Genomic DNA, 15689 nt, shown 5'->3' with positions numbered 1-15689 from the left:
AAACTCTCCATGCGCTCGCCCGGACGGACGAGCGCCGTTGTGTCGCCGAAGGACTACTTTTTGGTGACCAGCTCGACGGGGGTTTCGATGACGCCGTTGGCGCCACTGTCGACTTTCTCGCCCTTGATGATTTTCAGCGCGGTTTCGATACCGAACACGGCCTGTTTGGCAGCGAACTGGTCAGCCGTTGCGAGTACGCGACCATCCTGCAGCATCGGTTTGATGGCGTTGATGTTGTCATAACCGACCACTTGTACCTGCCCGGCCTTGCCGGCCGCACGCACAGCGGAAACAGCGCCGACCGCCATGCTGTCGTTACCGGCCAGCAACGCCTTGACGTCCGGGTACTCGCTGAGAATCGACGCGGCAACCTTGTTGCCCTTGTCGATTTCCCAGTCGCCGGACTGCAGGGAAACTACCTTGATCTGCGCAGCTTCCATCGCATCCTTGAAGCCAGCGGTACGCTGCTGGGCGTTGGTCGTTGTGGAAACGCCCTCGATGATGCCGACTTCGTCACCGGCCTTAAGTTGCTTGGCCAGGTACTCGCCCACCAGACGTGCACCTTTGCGGTTGTCCGGGCCTACGAACGGTACGGAGATATTCTTGCTTTTGATGACGGCGGGATCGAGTTGGTTGTCGATGTTGATCACGGTGATGCCGGCGTCGACGGCCTTCTTGATCACCGGCACCATGGCCTTGGAGTCAGAAGGCGCGATGACCAGTGCGTTGACCTTCGCCAGAATCATCTGCTCGACGATGCGGGTCTGGCCTGCCGTGTCGGTTTCGTCCTTGATGCCGTTGGAGATCAGATCGAAATCGGCGGAGTGTTCTTTCTGGTAAGCCTTGGCGCCGTCTTCCATGGTGAGGAAGAATTCGTTGGCCAAAGACTTCATGACCAGCGCGACCTTGGGTTTTTCGGGGGACTCGGCGAAAGCCGAAGAGACAGGCAGTGCGGCGGATGCGGCAGCCAGCATGGCGACAGCGAGAAGACGTCCAGCAAATGGCAGCTTCATGGGTTCACTCCGATCTTATGATTATTGTGAGCAACGCTTGCGCTGGCGTAAGCTTCGTCGGCATCTTCCAGACAACAGGGTCTCGGGAAAGCCGCGCAAACGTTTGCGTAGACCGAACTATGCGAATCCTGCCCACGTTTGTCAACAATCAGAAATCGGTATTGATTGTAGGGCGAATCCGCAGATTCGCCCCTTAAGTGCTCAAGCCGTAGTGTTGACCACGTTACCGGCGGAAGAACCTTTCGACATTTCCTTGACCAGCGCGGCCGAGACTTCCAGCAGCGCGCCGCTGGTTTCGGCGATCTCGCCCTGAACGGCCATGACCGCCTGCGACTTCGCTTCCGGAGTCGGATAGCTCGCAGCTTGTGCCGCAGCCAATCGTTGCTGCTGCTCCTGCAATTGTTTCTGTAATTCCTGCATCCGCTTCAGCAGCATCTTGACGGTGACACTCAGGTTATCGCCACCCCCTTCGGTCTTGCTGTCTTCTTGCGCGGGACCGCCGGTCCTGACCTGATTGCTCTCTGGTTTTTCTGCGCCCAGCGCTTCAGTGGAAGCATCCGCTTGCGCATCACTCATCGCATTGATCGTAGCTGCGGTTTTGCCGCCGATGGTGACAGCACCGGGGTTGGAAAAACCGATCGTCAGTGACATGTGAACTCCCTCAATTCCAGTTTCCTTCAACACCCATCGGCCTGCGAGCAGCTTTCTTTAGCTGAGAATCCAAAACCTGCAACTTGATTCGTTCGACAACGGCAGTAGTACCTTTCGGAGAGCCGAACACGAAAGAGGCCTCTGTTCGGAATACCGGATAGGCGATTCTCGCCAATCAAAAAATTATTGATATAAATCATAAGGTTAAACATTTCCCTAGAGCACAGTACGGCTGGTACAGATCCTGCTCCCTCCCTGCACCCCTGGCATTCAGATCGGCCCGGGGCGCATCTAGATGAACCTGCACCAGCACCGTCTCACTACTAGAGAGAAAAATAATGAAATCTGCTTTCAACACATTGGTTCCGGGCGCTTTGGCCCTCTTGCTGCTCCTGCCCTCCGCCCTTCAGGCAAAAGAAGTCGAAACACAGACCAAACTGGCCAACGTGGTGGTCCTTGCTACGGGCGGCACCATTGCCGGCGCCGGCGCCAGTGCGGCCAACAGCGCTACCTATCAGGCCGCCAAGGTCGGTATCGAGCAATTGATCGCCGGCATTCCCGAGCTGAGCAAACTGGCGAACGTGCGTGGCGAGCAAGTCATGCAGATCGCGTCGGAAAGCATCACCAATGAAAACCTGCTGCAACTGGGTCGCCGCGTATCCGAGCTGGCCGACAGCAAAGACGTCGATGGCATCGTCATCACCCACGGCACCGACACCCTGGAAGAAACCGCTTACTTCCTGAACCTGGTGGAGAAAACCGACAAGCCGATCATCGTTGTCGGCTCGATGCGCCCAGGTACTGCCATGTCGGCGGACGGCATGCTCAATCTGTACAACGCCGTCGCCGTCGCCAGCAGCAAAGAGGCCCACGGCAAAGGTGTGCTGGTGACCATGAATGATGAAATTCAGTCCGGCCGCGATGTCAGCAAAATGATCAACATCAAGACCGAAGCGTTCAAGAGCCCATGGGGCCCGCTGGGCATGGTGGTCGAAGGCAAGTCCTACTGGTTCCGCTTGCCAGCCAAGCGCCATACCATGGATTCGGAATTTGATATCAAGAACATCAAGAGCCTTCCTGACGTAGAAATCGCCTATTCCTACGGTAATGTCGGCGACACCGCCTACAAAGCCCTGGCCCAGTCCGGCGCCAAAGCCATCATTCACGCCGGCACCGGCAATGGTTCGGTGTCTTCTCGCGTCGTCCCGGCCCTGCAGGCCCTGCGCAAGGATGGCGTTCAGATCATTCGTTCTTCCCACGTCAATGCCGGCGGCTTCGTTCTACGTAACGCCGAACAGCCTGACGACAAGTACGACTGGGTCGTGGCTCACGACCTGAACCCGCAAAAGGCCCGCATCCTGGCGATGGTCGCCCTGACCAAAACCAATGACAGCAAAGAGCTACAACGGATGTTCTGGGAGTACTGATTCTCCCTCGCCCGGCCGGATCTCGGCCGGGCACCCGCCTCACCACTCGCAGCCCTGGCGGGTGGTGCAATAACCTACACCGCCCCTGCTTCTTTCCTGCACAAAAAATTCGGATGAGCCACATCAAAACCGGAAAACCGCTGTCAGAGGATTTTCTTGATTTTTAAGCAGTTGCGAAAATGCCTACAGTTAAATACTGTATGCACGTACAGCTTAATAAGGATAACCTCGTGGCCACTTCCTCTGATGCTCCCGATGCCTACGAACGCATGGGCATGCGCATTCAAAAGATCATCAACTCCCCCACCGCACAAAAAGCCAAAGCCGCTCTGATCTTCCGCCTTCCGGATGAACCGATCGATGAGTGGGAGCGCCTGCTGGAAGAGATCGACGAGAACGACAACGTCACCCTCGCCTACCGAGACGATGGTGGCGTGCAGATTTTCTGGGTTGTACCGAAGGAAGATTGACTCAATGATTGTCCGTTTTTTTGCTTTGCTTTTACTGTTCATTTCCTTGGGCGCCCAGGCTGGCGCACCCCGCACATTCACCGAGGCCAAGAAGGTCGCCTGGAAGCTGTACGCACCACAATCCACCGAGTTTTATTGCGGGTGCAAGTACACGGGAAACAAGGTCGACCTGGCTGCTTGCGGTTATGTACCGCGTAAAAATGCCAAGCGCGCCGCCCGCATTGAATGGGAGCACATTGTCCCGGCCTGGGAGTTCGGCCATCAGCGCCAGTGCTGGCAGGAAGGCGGACGCAAGAATTGCACGCGTTATGACCCGAGCTACCAGAAAGCCGAAGCCGACCTGCACAACCTGGTACCGAGCATCGGCGAGGTCAACGGTGATCGCAGTAACTTCAGCTATGGCTGGCTACCGGTCGAAAAGGGTCAATATGGCTCCTGCCTGACCCAGGTCGACTTCAAGGCGAAGAAGGTCATGCCCCGCCCTTCGATTCGCGGCATGATCGCTCGCACCTATTTCTACATGAGCAAGCAATACGGCTTGCGCTTGTCGAAGCAGGATCGCCAACTGTATGAAGCGTGGGACAAGACGTACCCGGTGCAAGACTGGGAGCGTCAGCGTAATCAGAGCGTGGCGTGCGTGATGGGGCGCGGCAATGAGTTCGTCGGACCGGTGAACATGAAAGCCTGCGGCTGATCGACCGCGCAAAAGAAAAGGCCTCGCGCTTCAAGCTCGAGGCCTTTTTTGTGGTCAGCCGCCGGGCTTGTTGTATCGCCAGTAGCCCATCAGATTGAGCGCATCTCGCGGGATACCGCGCTCCTTGATCAGGTATCGGCGCAAATTCATGACCGCCGCAGACTCACCGGCAATCCAGCCATAGAAACCGTCAGTGGCGGTTTCGGCGATTTCCCAGAGGATCTCCTGATCGATATCGACGTCGGCCAGTTCTACCGTTTGATTGATCGTCGATGCGTCGACAGGTAGCGCAGCCTTTCGCACCGCCTCCACCATCAGCGTCCCGGCAACCGCCGCCCCCGCTTGCTCTCGAATCAACCACTGTACCGACAGGCCGGGCCAGTCCGGGACTGCGAGCATGTCCTGCGCACTGTCGACCTCAAAAAACGCCTGGGTCCGGGGTGGCTCTACCAGTGCGGCCAGCTCCTCGAGAATCCCCATTGCGGCAGGCAATGCCGTTGAGTCGGCGACCAGCAAAAGCTGCTGGAGGGTTTGCGGAGGCTTCCATTCAAAACCACCCGCCTCCTTGGCCGAAAACCGGCTATCGGGCGCCAGAATCTGCATCGACTCGCCCGGCCGCGCTCGAAGAGCCCAGCGAGAAGCCGGCCCGGTTTCGCCATGCAGTACAAAGTCGATGTCGACTTCGCCCCGATCGGCACGCAAGTGGCGAATGGTGTAGGTGCGCATCGCCGGGCGTCGATCCGCCAGCATCGAGCGAAAACGAGCGTACCAACCCTCACCCTGAGAGAGCCGGGCTGGCGAACCGTCCGCGGCCGGGAAAAACAGTTTGACGCGCTGATCAGGCGCCCAGGTTGCCATCTCGGCAACAGCCTCGCTGGCGAGCGTGATCCGCATGAGGTGCGGACTCAGCTGATGCTTGTGTCGTAAAACAACATCGAACAATTTGTAGGGACTGGCGGAGGCCATGCGGAGCTCCTTCTGGGAATCGTCGGTGACGCTTTTAAAAACGAATCACACCGGACACCCTTTAGTCAGCTCCGCTGAAAGGAATCTTTACTGTGCTGCGGTACGTTCGATCACAAGCGTCTCGATGTTCTGTTTTTTCGCCTTGATCAGCGCCGCATTCACATCAGCCTGTTTCGCTTCGGCTTCGGCCTTGGAATTGAATGGCCCCAGCAGGATCCGGGTCTTTCCGCTGGCATCCTTGATGACATTGGCGATAAACGCATGCTCGATCAACCAGCCGCTCAGATCACTGACGGCTTGAGGTGTTTCGCCCCGCACTTCCAGATCCCACTGCGGCCCGGACACGGCTGCCGGCGCTGCCGCCGCTACCGGTTTTGACTTTTGAGCATCCACACTCTTGCCTTCACCACATCCCGCCAATGCCAGTGCCGCGACCAACCAGACCAATTTGCGCACAACGCTTCCCTCTGAATTCTCGAAAGGGGGATCTTAACATTCGCGAATACTTTCAGAGCCCAGCAAAATGGGCACAAAACTACGAGATTGATGATTGCCGCACCTGTATAGTTACGCGCTGGGAATTAATGCCGCATCTGCGCGTCAGAAAGAGGCACCCAAACCGTGAGACTTCGCACTAATCTATACGTACCACCGACCTCTGCACTGTCTGAATCAGGTGCCCTACAAAGCAATCAAGGAGAAGACCATGCTGATACTCACCCGCAAAGTCGGTGAAAGCATAAACATTGGTGATGACATTACGATCACCATCCTCGGCGTAAGCGGCCAACAGGTTCGCATCGGCATCAACGCTCCAAAGAACGTTGCCGTACACCGTGAAGAGATTTACCAGCGCATCCAGGCTGGCCTGACCGCACCGGACAAGCCACAAACCCCCTGAGCCCTTTCGCAGTCAGTAGCCAGTCTGTTCACCCTCGCGTCATGACTGGCTAAAGATCCGAGCGCCGTATTGCCATCCCCCCACCTCATTGGTGACGGCGCAGGCTATTTTCCCTCCTGCTGCAACTCCCTCCCCCTTCCTCGCCACCGATACTAACCATCATTTCAATGGCTGGCTGTCGGACGTTTCCGAATCAAAGCCGGGAATTGCGCCCGCTTAGCCGAACGTCACCCCACGCGCCATCCCGGTGGCCGCTATCACCATCAGAACCAGCAACAACGCCTCGGCATGACTGATTCGAGCAAACATCTTTGCTCGCCCTGTCTCGAGGGGATTTCCCCGCGCCAGACCTATACGCCATTTGATCAACGTAATCATCGGCGCAAGCTCCAGAAGCAGAATCAGTACAAACAGCGTCATCTTCAAATGGAACAGCGGCTGATGCAGATAGTAATCGGTGCCCTTTTCGTAACCGCCAAAAGCTCGCATGCCACCCGTGACCAGCAGCACCAGAGCGGATACGCCCCATAGATTGTCAGCGAGCAAAACCCGCCTGACCTCACCCGCCCCGGTCGCCAGGCGGCTGAACGCCGTTCCGCGCGTCAGCACGGCCCAGAAACCCAAGGCAAATGCCAGCAAGTGAACCGCAGCCAGAAACCAATGAAACAGCATTGATGAACTCCCGTCAGACTGAGATGAAAATCGGCCAGACAGTAGTAGTCGAAAAAGTATGGACTTGCCCGATGCCGGTCTGAAAGGCAGCGCTGGTTGAGAAAAGCGACAGGACAAATGCGTGAGGAGGGGTAAATCGCAGGCAAAAAAAATCCCAAGCAGCTGATGGAAGCTTGGGATTTAAAAATGCATAAACCGTGGTGGTGAACGCGGGGCGGATATTACTGATTTTCTCAGTGTGTAACAACGTATTTTTGATAACCGGCCAGTTAAAAAAAACCGTAACCCCTTAAATATCCACACTTTTTAAATGGACGCCAAGGTTTTCGGCGACGAACGGCGACACGCGTTTAACTCAAGAACTTCACGAAAACGAGCTCAGGATCGCCCGGATCCAGATTCTCCACCCTTCCGCTGTGTTGATAACCAAGCTCCTCCAAAAGCCGTCGCATCGGCAAGTTGGACACATTGGTCGAGGTAAAGATCTTTTCTGCTGAGGAGTGGCGCTCCATATAGCTCACGATTTGCCGGCCTGCGCCGGAACGCCTGATTTCACTGGCGACGACCACGAGAGGAATAAACCATTCCCCAAAAAAACTTCGATCCAGGCAACCGTAGCCGATAGGAGCACCAGGATCGTTCCGCTCGCAGACAACCCAACACTCCCCCGCCTGGACAGCCCTCGCAATGTATTTTCGGCGGTTGTCATCTATTCCAGCGACAGGATCAATCTGCAACAGGCTTTCGATATCACCTAGGATGGCTCGTCTGACTTGGCGACTCACGCACTCCCTCCCTCACAGCTGACATTCGCCGGAGTGTAGCCGTCATGAGTCGAGTTGACGCCTCAAGGCCGGGCCTTAGAAATCGCAGACAACAAAAAAGGGCCCACCTTTCGGTGAGCCCTTCCAGACCGCCCAGCAGAGCGGATTTTGTTTGGTAGGCGCGATTGGACTCGAACCAACGACCCCCACCATGTCAAGGTGGTGCTCTAACCAACTGAGCTACGTGCCTGCTGTGAGGCGGCATTCTACGGAATTCCGGAGGGGTGTCAACACCTTTTTTTCACCTAACCCTATGAATATGCAAAATATTTAATTTCGACCCATCGCAAGAAGATTTCCCGGTGGCTGGCGGAGGTTTTTCAACTCGGGTAGGATCGTCGCACTCGTAAAATATATTAAACAGAGGCTGCAGGATGGCGAACACCCCTTACCCAGAGTCTTATTACGCTGCGTCGGCCAACGCCGTACCACCACGCCCTGCCCTGCAGGATGACGTGGAGACGGATGTCTGTGTGATCGGCGCTGGTTATACGGGTCTTTCCTCGGCCCTGTTCCTGCTGGAGAACGGTTTTCGCGTGACCGTGCTGGAAGCCGCCAAAGTCGGCTTCGGCGCTTCGGGACGCAACGGCGGGCAAATCGTCAACAGCTACAGCCGTGACATCGACGTGATCGAACGCAGTGTGGGCCCGAAGCAGGCTCAGTTGCTCGGGCAGATGGCGTTCGAGGGCGGCCGGATCATTCGTGAGCGAGTCGCCAAATATGATATCCAGTGCGACCTGAAGGACGGCGGCGTATTCGCGGCCCTGTCGGCCAAGCAGATGGACCACCTGGAATCACAGAAGCGCCTCTGGGAACGCTTCGGCCACACTCAACTTGAACTGCTCGATCAGCGCCGCATCCGCGAAGTGGTCGCCTGCGATCAATACATCGGCGGCATGCTCGACATGAGCGGCGGTCACATCCACCCGCTGAATCTGGCACTTGGCGAAGCCGCTGCCGTGGAATCTCTGGGCGGCACCATCTATGAACAGTCGCCGGCCGTGCGCATCGAACGCGGCGCCAACCCGGTCGTGCATACACCAAAGGGCAAGGTCAGGGCCAAATTCATTATCGTTGCCGGCAACGCCTACTTGGGCAATCTGGTGCCGGAACTCGCAGCCAAGTCGATGCCGTGCGGCACTCAGGTCATCACCACCGAACCTCTTGGCGAAGAACTGGCAAAGTCCCTGCTGCCACAGGACTACTGCGTCGAGGACTGTAACTACCTGCTCGACTACTACCGCCTCACCGGCGACAAACGCCTGATCTTCGGCGGCGGCGTGGTGTATGGCGCACGGGATCCGGCAAACATCGAAGCGATCATCCGCCCGAAAATGCTCAAGGCTTTCCCGCAGCTCAAGGACGTGAAAATCGACTACGCCTGGACCGGCAATTTCCTGCTGACCCTGTCGCGCCTGCCTCAGGTCGGGCGCCTGGGCGACAACATCTATTATTCCCAGGGCTGCAGCGGCCACGGCGTGACCTACACGCACCTCGCTGGCAAGGTGCTGGCCGAGGCGCTGCGCGGCCAGGCCGAGCGCTTCGATGCGTTTGCCGACCTGCCGCACTACCCGTTCCCCGGCGGGCAACTGCTGCGCACACCGTTTGCCGCACTGGGCGCGTGGTATTACGGACTGCGCGACAAGCTCGGTTTCTGACACAAAAAAAGGGCCGCTGAAAAGCGGCCCTTTTTACATTCAGCATCAATCACAGCTGATCCCGCGCAATCCCGCTACGAATCCGCAGGATATCCGCGAGCACTGCCAAAGCGATTTCCGAAGGCGTCTTGCTGCCAAGGTTAAGACCGATCGGCGCATGAATCCGCGCCAGTTCGCCCTCCCCCAGACCGCCAATCCGCCGCAATCGCTCGAAGCGCTTCTGTGATGTCTGCAGCGAACCCATCACGCCGATGTAGAAGGCCTCGGTGCGTACCGCTTCCATCATCGCCAGATCGTCGATACGCGGATCGTGGGTCAACGCCACCACCGCCGTATCACGGTGACAGCCGCCATCGGCAATGAACACCGATGGCAGTTGCCGGCGAATCTCCACGCCATTGAGCACCACGCCTTCCAGCACTTCATCACGCGGATCGCAGAGAATCACTTCGAAGCCGAGACCGACCGCGAACTCCGCACAGGCCTGCGCCACACTGGAATAGCCGGCCAGCAGCAAACGCTGGGCGGCACCAATGCGGATCCGCACGCGATCGATTTCACGCTCGATCCGCGCACCCTGCTCACGATCCGCAAACAGGCTGCGCGCCCCCGTGGTCAGATCCACCTCGCGAATCAACCGGCGCTGCCCAAGCAACGCCGATTCGAGTTCACGCAGATGCGCCTGCACATCGCAACCGGCGTCAAATTTCTCTACCAGCACATCGAGAATGCCGCCACAGGGCAGGCTGACCCGCGAGCGCGGATCGTCACCTTCGCCATAACGCACGACGTTGATTGCATCGAGAAATGCACCTTCGGCGACGCGTTCGAGAAAATCTTCCTCGACGCAACCACCGGACAGCGACCCGATCCACTGCCCGCCGTCGTTCACCGCCAACAGCGAACCCGGCGCACGAGGCGCCGAACCGTAGGTGGTCAGCACGGTGCAAAGCCAGATGCGCTGCCCCGCCGTCGACCATTCCAGCGCCCGACGCACAACCTGCAGATCGAGATGCTGCATGATCAGTGCGCCTTGTGCTCGATGGACGGGGCGTCAGCCTGCAACTTCTGCACATCGCCCACCGCCAGTTCAGCAGATTGACCACCCCAACCCTGACGCAGGTAGTTCAGCAAATCGGTCAACTGTTCGGCACTGAGCTTGTCGGCAAATCCCGGCATCGGTTGCATGTGTTCGAATCCGGCGAATTTCTGTTCGCCGATACCGTCCTCGATCACTCGAACCAGATTGCGCGGATCTTCCAGGCGCAGCGTGGTATTGCCGCGCATGGCCACCGCAATGTGCGGCTTGCCTTCGCCACCGGCCGCGTGACAACCGGCGCAGACGTTCAAGTATTCCTGACGGCCGCGCTGGGCACTGGCACTGAGTTTCTCCACTGGAACGTCGGTCAGTTCTTTCGCCGCCGGCGGCTTGTCGCCGAGCAGGAAGGTTGCCATCGCTGCCAGATCCGGATCATTCAGGCCCTGGGTGCTGTTGTGGAACACCGGGAACATCTCGTTGAACATCGTGCCCTGGACACTCATGCCGTGCTTGAGGAACGTGCTCAGGTCCTGTTGATTCCAGCCACGCGCCGCCAGGTCCGTCGCCAGCAGGCTCGGTGCCAGGTAGCCGTTGAGGATGCCGCCGGTCAGGCGCTTGTCCAGCTGCATCGCGCCCGGCAAGCCGCGTGGCGTGTGGCATTCGCCGCAGTGACCCAGCACTTCGACCATGTACTGGCCGCGCTTCCAGGCGTCGCTTTTGCCTTCGGCCGGCTCCAGCTTCAAGGCTTTGCCGTACATCATGTTCCAGCCGATCAGACCCGGACGCACGTTGAACGGAAAGCTCAGGCTCGTCACCGGCGCTGCACGCTCGATTGGCTCGATGGTTTTCAGATACGCATGAATCGCATCCGAATCCGCACGCGGCATCAAGTGATACGAGGTGTATGGCATCGCCGGGTACAGGTTGGCGCCGTCACGACGCTTGCCTTCGGTGAGCGCAGCGAAGAATTCGTCATCGCTGTAAAGGCCGATGCCGTGCTCTTTGCTCGGGGTGATGTTGGTGCCGTAGATCGTGCCGAACGGCGACACGATCGGCAGGCCACCGGCAAACGGCGCACCGCCCGGCGCTGTGTGGCAAGCCATGCAGTCGGCGGCGCGGGCGAGGTATTCGCCGCGCTTGACCTGATCATCCGCATGAGCCGCCAGCACAGGCACGGCAAACCCGACCGCCAGGGTCAGGCGGGTCAATAAACGCTTCATGCTTAACCCTCCTTGACCAGGCCGAGATCGGTCAGCACGTTGCGGGTGGCGTTGTAGTAACGCACGTACCCGGTGCAACGGCAGATGTGATGGCCGAGGCTGTCCTCGATGACTTGTTCCAGTTTGCTTTTGACGATCGGCTGGCGTTGCAGCTTTTCCACCAGCACGGTCGCGGCGTTGACGAAGCCCGGTGCGCAGTAGCTGCACTGGAAAGCGAACTCATCAACGAAACGCTGCTGGATCGGGTTCAGCTCGGTGACCTGACCTTGCTCGTCGCGTTTGGCGTGGCCTTCGATGGTGCGGACTTTCTTGCCCTCGAAGTAATGCGCGCCGGTGATGCAGGTGCGCACTTCTTCGCTGGTGCCGTCCGGGTTGTCGACGATCACCACACAGGCGTGGCAGATACCCTGACCGCAGCCCAGGCGCGAGCCGGTGAGGTTCTTGTATTCGTGCAGATAATCGATCATCGGCAGGTCATCAGGGATGTCCACCGGGCCGACGGATTGACCGTTGAGGGTCAGTTGAAGCGGACGGTTAGCCATTGAGGGCCTCCTTGATGCGCGCAGCAGTGATTGGAAGATCGCGGACACGTTTGCCGATGGCGTGGGCCACCGCGTTACCGATGGCACCGACCACCGGGATCATCACCACTTCGGCGATGCCTTTGGACGGATCGCTTGGCGACAGCGGCGGCAGGATTTCCGACGTCTGCTTCCACACCGCCACATGGCGCGCCATCGGCAGGCGATAACGGTTGAAGTTCCAGTCACCCTCCCCCGGCCCGCCTTCGTACAGCGGCATCTCTTCCATCAAGGCGTGACCGATGCCCATGGCGATCCCGCCTTCGAGCTGGCCACGAACCAGTTCTTCGACCAGCACCCGACCGCACTCCAGCCACGAGTGATGGTTGAGCACTTCGACTTCTGCCGAACCTTTGTTGACCTTCAACTCGACCAGCGTCGCTACCGGGCTGTAGTAGGTCACGGCAGCGTTGTTCAGTTGAACGACCGGATAGGCGATGTTCTGCCGGTCCAGCAAGTGGAAACCGTCGCTGGTCATCTGCGCTTTTTTGGCTTTAGGGGCGCCGTCGCCGTACTTCACCGCCAGACCGTCGAGCGGCAGACGCTCGCGCACGCCGTCGATGCTGTATTCGGCTTCTGCCCAGCTCCAGCGGTTGAAACCGTGGACCGTGGCCGCGGTGACCAGACCGCGCTCGTGAGCACGTTTGGCCAGTTCTTCGAAACTCAGCGGCTGCATGCCGTTGGCAGTCAGTTTGCCGTCGACCCAATGCGCATCTTCGCGACGCACCACGTAAGGGTTGGCCTGGCCGCCGTACGGGCCCTGACGCCAGATCTCCAGCGCCGCCGGCCACAAGCCGTGGTTGAACAGCACGCGCGCCGCTTCACGGGTGGCGTGGCTGAAGTAGTAGGCGGAGTTGGTTGCCGACGAGGCCGACGCCAGCTTGCCGACCCAGCGCGGGTTGCGCAGGAAGTTGTCCTGCTCGGCCTGGCTCATGATGTAAGGGTTGCCGGCGGTGACCAGCTGCATTTCCTTCCATTCGGTTTCGCCGGTCTTCACGTCGTGTGCCGGGCTGCCGAGGAAGTCAGCAACCACCAGCGCTTGCGAGGTGGACATGCCGGTACCGATCTCGATACCGATGTGACGCAGGGAAATGCGCCCTTCAGCGGTGAACTCGATGCTGGCCATCGGCGCTTCGGAACCGGTGCCGAAGTCTTTCTGGCAAATGGCGAAACCGACGCCGTACCAGTTGTCCGGATCCGCTGATTCGCGCTGTTTCTTGATCGCGTCGCGGTTCTTCCAGACTTCGTGCAGCGAAGCCTTGTCGAGAATCTCGTGCAGGCGCAGTGCACCGGCCGGGATCGCGCCCTGGGTGTTTTTCATCCCCGAACGCAGCGCGTTTTTGCGGCGCAGATCGATGGCATCGACACCGAGGCGGTCGGCGATTTCATCGACCATCATTTCGGTGGAAGCCATGCTCTGCAACGTGCCGTAGCCACGCATCGAACCCGCTTCAACGCCACGGGAGTGGTAGGCGGTAACTTGCAGGTCATTCTGCGGCATGTAGTAAATCGACTGAGCTGCCGTTGCACCAACCGCAGCCACCGACGGGCTGTAATTGATCCGACCGCCGCCATCGACGCTCATCTCTGCACGGAAAATCTTGAAGCTGTGATCGGTCTTGTCCACTGCCAACTGGTAGCGGATGTCGAACGGGTGGCGCTTGATGCCGCTCTGGAACTGCTCGTAGCGGTCGTTGGCCAGACGGATCGGCACACCTGCACCGTACAACGCTGCCAGGGCCGCGTAGTAGACGAAAATGTTGTGGTCCTTGGAACCGTAACCGACGGTGTAGCCCGGGTGCATGTTCAGGTTGGCCAGGCCGAAGCGCGACGGCGAGATCATCTTCGCGGTCTCGGTTGCAGCCTCTAGCGGGCACTGGGTGGCGACGACGAAATGCAGCGTCTTGGTGGCCGGGTCGTACCAGCCGTTGCCGTTGTCCGGCTCCATCGCGGCAGGTTCGATCGACGGGGTCTTGTAGCGCTCGTCGAACACCAGCCAGTTGTCCGGCGGCGTGTCGATCTCTTTCTTCATGCGGTCGGCGTAGAACAGCCCGCGCTCGGTCAGGTTGCCGTGCAGGTTCGGTTGGGAATTCCACACCGGACGGCGGTTCTTCAGCATCGGGAACAGGATCGAGTCCTTGAGGCTGGCGAACTCGTCTTCGTCCGCCGAGGTCGGGCCACCGACGCGCACGTAGCGGAAACTGCCATAGGGATCGCCTTCGTAGAACGGCACTTTTGCACCGTAACGAATCGCTTTGTCATTGAATTTGAGTTTGTTCTTGGCCTGACGGAAACGCTCGAAATCGTTCCAGATCAGGATAGCCACCGGGTGACCGATGAACATCGGTACCTTGCCTTCCGGCAGCAATGGATCCGGCGCATGCTCTTCCGGGAATACGATACCGTCCTTGTCCAGGTCGGCCGCAGTGACGATGCGGTCAGGCTGCAGATCGGCGCCGAGCCACGACAGGTCATAGCCGTCGTAGATGCGGTCGGCCTTGATGGTTTTCAGCAACATGGCATGACCTTGCTGCTGGGGCCAGCCCGGCATGTCCTTGGAACGGATGTCACGGGCAAACACTTTGCTGCCGCAGACCTTGGACAAGGCATCGTTACGCTGGCGCGCCTTGCCGTTGTTGCCGAGCCACTGCTCGGACGGCACGGTCACGCTGTTTTCCATCAAGGCAGCCAGCGCCTGACTACTGAGCGGCGTGAGCGTAACGCTCACACCCGCCACCAGCCCGCCCTGAAGGAACGAGCGCCGGGATATTTCACGGTTGGACATGGATCATCCTCTGGGCGGTTATGGATCCGCCCTTCTGGTTATCTACTGGGAATCTCGAGTCTTGCAGAAGCCCTTTTTGGCTAAACAAAGGGCGTGATGACAGTGCAAAGCTGACCGAAAGGTTAACTTTAAAGGTTTCTGCGCTCGCAGCAAACAACCAGTTACAAAAATCTGACTAAAGAATCAAAAATCAATGTGGCATTGCATCGCAGCGACCCGATGACGCAGAAGATGTTGCCGCGCGGACAATATGCAATCGTCGCGAGGCAACTGGAGGAGGAATTTTGGAAAGGTCAAATTTCAGACACAAAAAACCCCGGTCTTTCGACCAGGGTCTTTGCTATCGATTCCGAATCAACCAACGGTTGCTTTCGGTGTTTCAAGGCGTTCAGTGGTCCCTGAAACAGATATGGCGCAGCGGACGGGACTCGAACCCGCGACCCCCGGCGTGACAGGCCGGTATTCTAACCGACTGAACTACCGCTGCGTATCGCTTTGAGCTGATGCTCAAGTAACTCGTTTGATTGAAAGCTTCGGTGCTTTTCAATCGCGAACCAGACAATGTCTGACTCGTTGAATATGGCGCAGCGGACGGGACTCGAACCCGCGACCCCCGGCGTGACAGGCCGGTATTCTAACCGACTGAACTACCGCTGCGCGTCGGTGGAGGCACTTTCAGCCTACCTCTTGCTTTCGCAAGTATCTCGGGAGTGGTGGGTGATGACGGGATCGAACCGCCGACATTCTGCTTGTAAGGCAGACGCTCTCCCAGCTGAGCTAATCACCCG

15 protein-coding genes and 4 tRNA genes are annotated in these 15689 nt (G+C 58.5%); 5 read left to right on the top strand and 14 right to left on the bottom strand.

Annotation, left to right across the window (positions count from 1 at the left end; translation table 11 throughout):
• Window positions 1-53: 53 nt before the first annotated feature.
• A complete protein-coding gene (locus CAG02_RS26015; RefSeq protein WP_085712021.1) occupies window positions 54-1013 on the bottom strand; it encodes a sugar ABC transporter substrate-binding protein in 960 nt (319 codons plus the stop codon).
• A gap of 201 nt (window positions 1014-1214) precedes the next feature.
• Window positions 1215-1664, bottom strand: coding sequence for a hypothetical protein (locus tag CAG02_RS26010; RefSeq protein WP_085712020.1), 450 nt, complete (start codon window positions 1662-1664; stop codon window positions 1215-1217).
• Between the two features lie 338 nt (window positions 1665-2002).
• Between CAG02_RS26010 and CAG02_RS26005 the strand changes: the two genes are divergently transcribed.
• From CAG02_RS26005 to CAG02_RS25995, 3 genes are all read left to right on the top strand, one after another.
• A complete protein-coding gene (locus CAG02_RS26005; protein ID WP_085712019.1) occupies window positions 2003-3091 on the top strand; it encodes an asparaginase in 1089 nt (362 codons plus the stop codon).
• Between the two features lie 179 nt (window positions 3092-3270).
• Window positions 3271-3561 (top strand): DUF1654 domain-containing protein, encoded by a 291-nt coding sequence (locus CAG02_RS26000; RefSeq protein WP_085712018.1) that lies wholly within the window; start codon window positions 3271-3273, stop codon window positions 3559-3561.
• A gap of 4 nt (window positions 3562-3565) precedes the next feature.
• Window positions 3566-4255 (top strand): endonuclease, encoded by a 690-nt coding sequence (locus tag CAG02_RS25995; RefSeq protein WP_085712017.1) that lies wholly within the window; start codon window positions 3566-3568, stop codon window positions 4253-4255.
• A gap of 54 nt (window positions 4256-4309) precedes the next feature.
• Here CAG02_RS25995 and CAG02_RS25990 read toward each other — a convergent pair whose 3' ends face one another.
• Together CAG02_RS25990 and CAG02_RS25985 are read right to left on the bottom strand one after the other, a co-directional pair.
• A complete protein-coding gene (locus CAG02_RS25990) occupies window positions 4310-5221 on the bottom strand; it encodes a siderophore-interacting protein (RefSeq protein WP_085712016.1) in 912 nt (303 codons plus the stop codon).
• Window positions 5222-5308: 87 nt separating this feature from the next.
• The gene (locus CAG02_RS25985) at window positions 5309-5677 is read right to left on the bottom strand and encodes a penicillin-binding protein activator LpoB (RefSeq protein ID WP_085712015.1); all 369 of its coding nucleotides are present in this window, start codon (window positions 5675-5677) and stop codon (window positions 5309-5311) included.
• Window positions 5678-5927: 250 nt separating this feature from the next.
• Between CAG02_RS25985 and csrA the strand changes: the two genes are divergently transcribed.
• Complete coding sequence (csrA, locus tag CAG02_RS25980) at window positions 5928-6122, top strand: carbon storage regulator CsrA (RefSeq protein ID WP_003179932.1); 195 nt, start codon at window positions 5928-5930, stop codon at window positions 6120-6122.
• 216 nt (window positions 6123-6338) lie between these two features.
• Here the strand turns inward: csrA and CAG02_RS25975 are convergent, their stop codons facing one another.
• The 3 genes from CAG02_RS25975 to CAG02_RS25965 all read right to left on the bottom strand — a co-directional run bounded on the left by CAG02_RS25975 (window position 6339) and on the right by CAG02_RS25965 (window position 7808).
• The gene (locus tag CAG02_RS25975; RefSeq protein ID WP_085712014.1) at window positions 6339-6794 is read right to left on the bottom strand and encodes a DUF2214 family protein; all 456 of its coding nucleotides are present in this window, start codon (window positions 6792-6794) and stop codon (window positions 6339-6341) included.
• Between the two features lie 350 nt (window positions 6795-7144).
• Window positions 7145-7579: a GNAT family N-acetyltransferase gene (locus tag CAG02_RS25970; RefSeq protein ID WP_085712013.1), complete on the bottom strand. Its 435-nt coding sequence runs from the start codon at window positions 7577-7579 to the stop codon at window positions 7145-7147.
• Between the two features lie 152 nt (window positions 7580-7731).
• Window positions 7732-7808, bottom strand: a tRNA-Val gene (locus CAG02_RS25965).
• A gap of 184 nt (window positions 7809-7992) precedes the next feature.
• Here CAG02_RS25965 and CAG02_RS25960 point away from each other — a divergent pair.
• Window positions 7993-9276 carry an FAD-binding oxidoreductase gene (locus CAG02_RS25960; protein ID WP_085712012.1) on the top strand — a complete coding sequence of 428 codons (1284 nt, stop codon included), beginning with the start codon at window positions 7993-7995 and terminating at the stop codon, window positions 9274-9276.
• Window positions 9277-9325: 49 nt separating this feature from the next.
• On the opposite strand, the gene CAG02_RS25955 is transcribed toward CAG02_RS25960, so the two are convergent.
• The 7 genes from CAG02_RS25955 to CAG02_RS25925 form a co-directional block, all read right to left on the bottom strand.
• Window positions 9326-10297 carry an XdhC family protein gene (locus tag CAG02_RS25955; RefSeq protein WP_085712011.1) on the bottom strand — a complete coding sequence of 324 codons (972 nt, stop codon included), beginning with the start codon at window positions 10295-10297 and terminating at the stop codon, window positions 9326-9328.
• Between the two features lie 2 nt (window positions 10298-10299).
• A complete protein-coding gene (locus CAG02_RS25950; RefSeq protein WP_085712010.1) occupies window positions 10300-11535 on the bottom strand; it encodes a cytochrome c in 1236 nt (411 codons plus the stop codon).
• A 2-nt stretch (window positions 11536-11537) separates the two neighbouring features.
• A complete protein-coding gene (locus tag CAG02_RS25945) occupies window positions 11538-12077 on the bottom strand; it encodes a (2Fe-2S)-binding protein (RefSeq protein ID WP_039771584.1) in 540 nt (179 codons plus the stop codon).
• Entirely contained in the window at window positions 12070-14901 is a 2832-nt protein-coding gene (locus CAG02_RS25940; protein ID WP_085712009.1) for a xanthine dehydrogenase family protein molybdopterin-binding subunit, read from the bottom strand. The genes CAG02_RS25945 and CAG02_RS25940 overlap by 8 nt, the downstream gene beginning before the upstream one ends.
• A gap of 410 nt (window positions 14902-15311) precedes the next feature.
• Window positions 15312-15388 (bottom strand) — tRNA-Asp (locus CAG02_RS25935).
• A gap of 93 nt (window positions 15389-15481) precedes the next feature.
• Window positions 15482-15558 (bottom strand) — tRNA-Asp (locus CAG02_RS25930).
• Between the two features lie 54 nt (window positions 15559-15612).
• Window positions 15613-15688: transfer RNA gene (locus tag CAG02_RS25925), tRNA-Val, on the bottom strand.
• Window position 15689 lies beyond the last annotated feature (1 nt).

The organism is Pseudomonas sp. R43(2017), from assembly GCF_002112345.1.
Classification (GTDB): domain Bacteria; phylum Pseudomonadota; class Gammaproteobacteria; order Pseudomonadales; family Pseudomonadaceae; genus Aquipseudomonas; species Aquipseudomonas kribbensis.
Note: the sequence above shows the minus strand (reverse complement) of the source record. Positions and strands in the feature narration are given on the sequence as shown.

What these genes read in the sequence shown, in the direction of transcription:
- CAG02_RS26015 (WP_085712021.1), bottom strand. Translation starts at nt 1,013, where the DNA reads ATGAAGCTGCCATTTGCTGGACGTCTTCTCGCTGTCGCCATGCTGGCT.
- CAG02_RS26010 (WP_085712020.1), bottom strand. Translation starts at nt 1,664, where the DNA reads ATGTCACTGACGATCGGTTTTTCCAACCCCGGTGCTGTCACCATCGGC.
- CAG02_RS26005 (WP_085712019.1), top strand. Translation starts at nt 2,003, where the DNA reads ATGAAATCTGCTTTCAACACATTGGTTCCGGGCGCTTTGGCCCTCTTG.
- CAG02_RS26000 (WP_085712018.1), top strand. Translation starts at nt 3,271, where the DNA reads ATGCCTACAGTTAAATACTGTATGCACGTACAGCTTAATAAGGATAAC.
- CAG02_RS25995 (WP_085712017.1), top strand. Translation starts at nt 3,566, where the DNA reads ATGATTGTCCGTTTTTTTGCTTTGCTTTTACTGTTCATTTCCTTGGGC.
- CAG02_RS25990 (WP_085712016.1), bottom strand. Translation starts at nt 5,221, where the DNA reads ATGGCCTCCGCCAGTCCCTACAAATTGTTCGATGTTGTTTTACGACAC.
- csrA (WP_003179932.1), top strand. Translation starts at nt 5,928, where the DNA reads ATGCTGATACTCACCCGCAAAGTCGGTGAAAGCATAAACATTGGTGAT.
- CAG02_RS25975 (WP_085712014.1), bottom strand. Translation starts at nt 6,794, where the DNA reads ATGCTGTTTCATTGGTTTCTGGCTGCGGTTCACTTGCTGGCATTTGCC.
- CAG02_RS25960 (WP_085712012.1), top strand. Translation starts at nt 7,993, where the DNA reads ATGGCGAACACCCCTTACCCAGAGTCTTATTACGCTGCGTCGGCCAAC.
- CAG02_RS25955 (WP_085712011.1), bottom strand. Translation starts at nt 10,297, where the DNA reads ATGCAGCATCTCGATCTGCAGGTTGTGCGTCGGGCGCTGGAATGGTCG.
- CAG02_RS25950 (WP_085712010.1), bottom strand. Translation starts at nt 11,535, where the DNA reads ATGAAGCGTTTATTGACCCGCCTGACCCTGGCGGTCGGGTTTGCCGTG.
- CAG02_RS25945 (WP_039771584.1), bottom strand. Translation starts at nt 12,077, where the DNA reads ATGGCTAACCGTCCGCTTCAACTGACCCTCAACGGTCAATCCGTCGGC.
- CAG02_RS25940 (WP_085712009.1), bottom strand. Translation starts at nt 14,901, where the DNA reads ATGTCCAACCGTGAAATATCCCGGCGCTCGTTCCTTCAGGGCGGGCTG.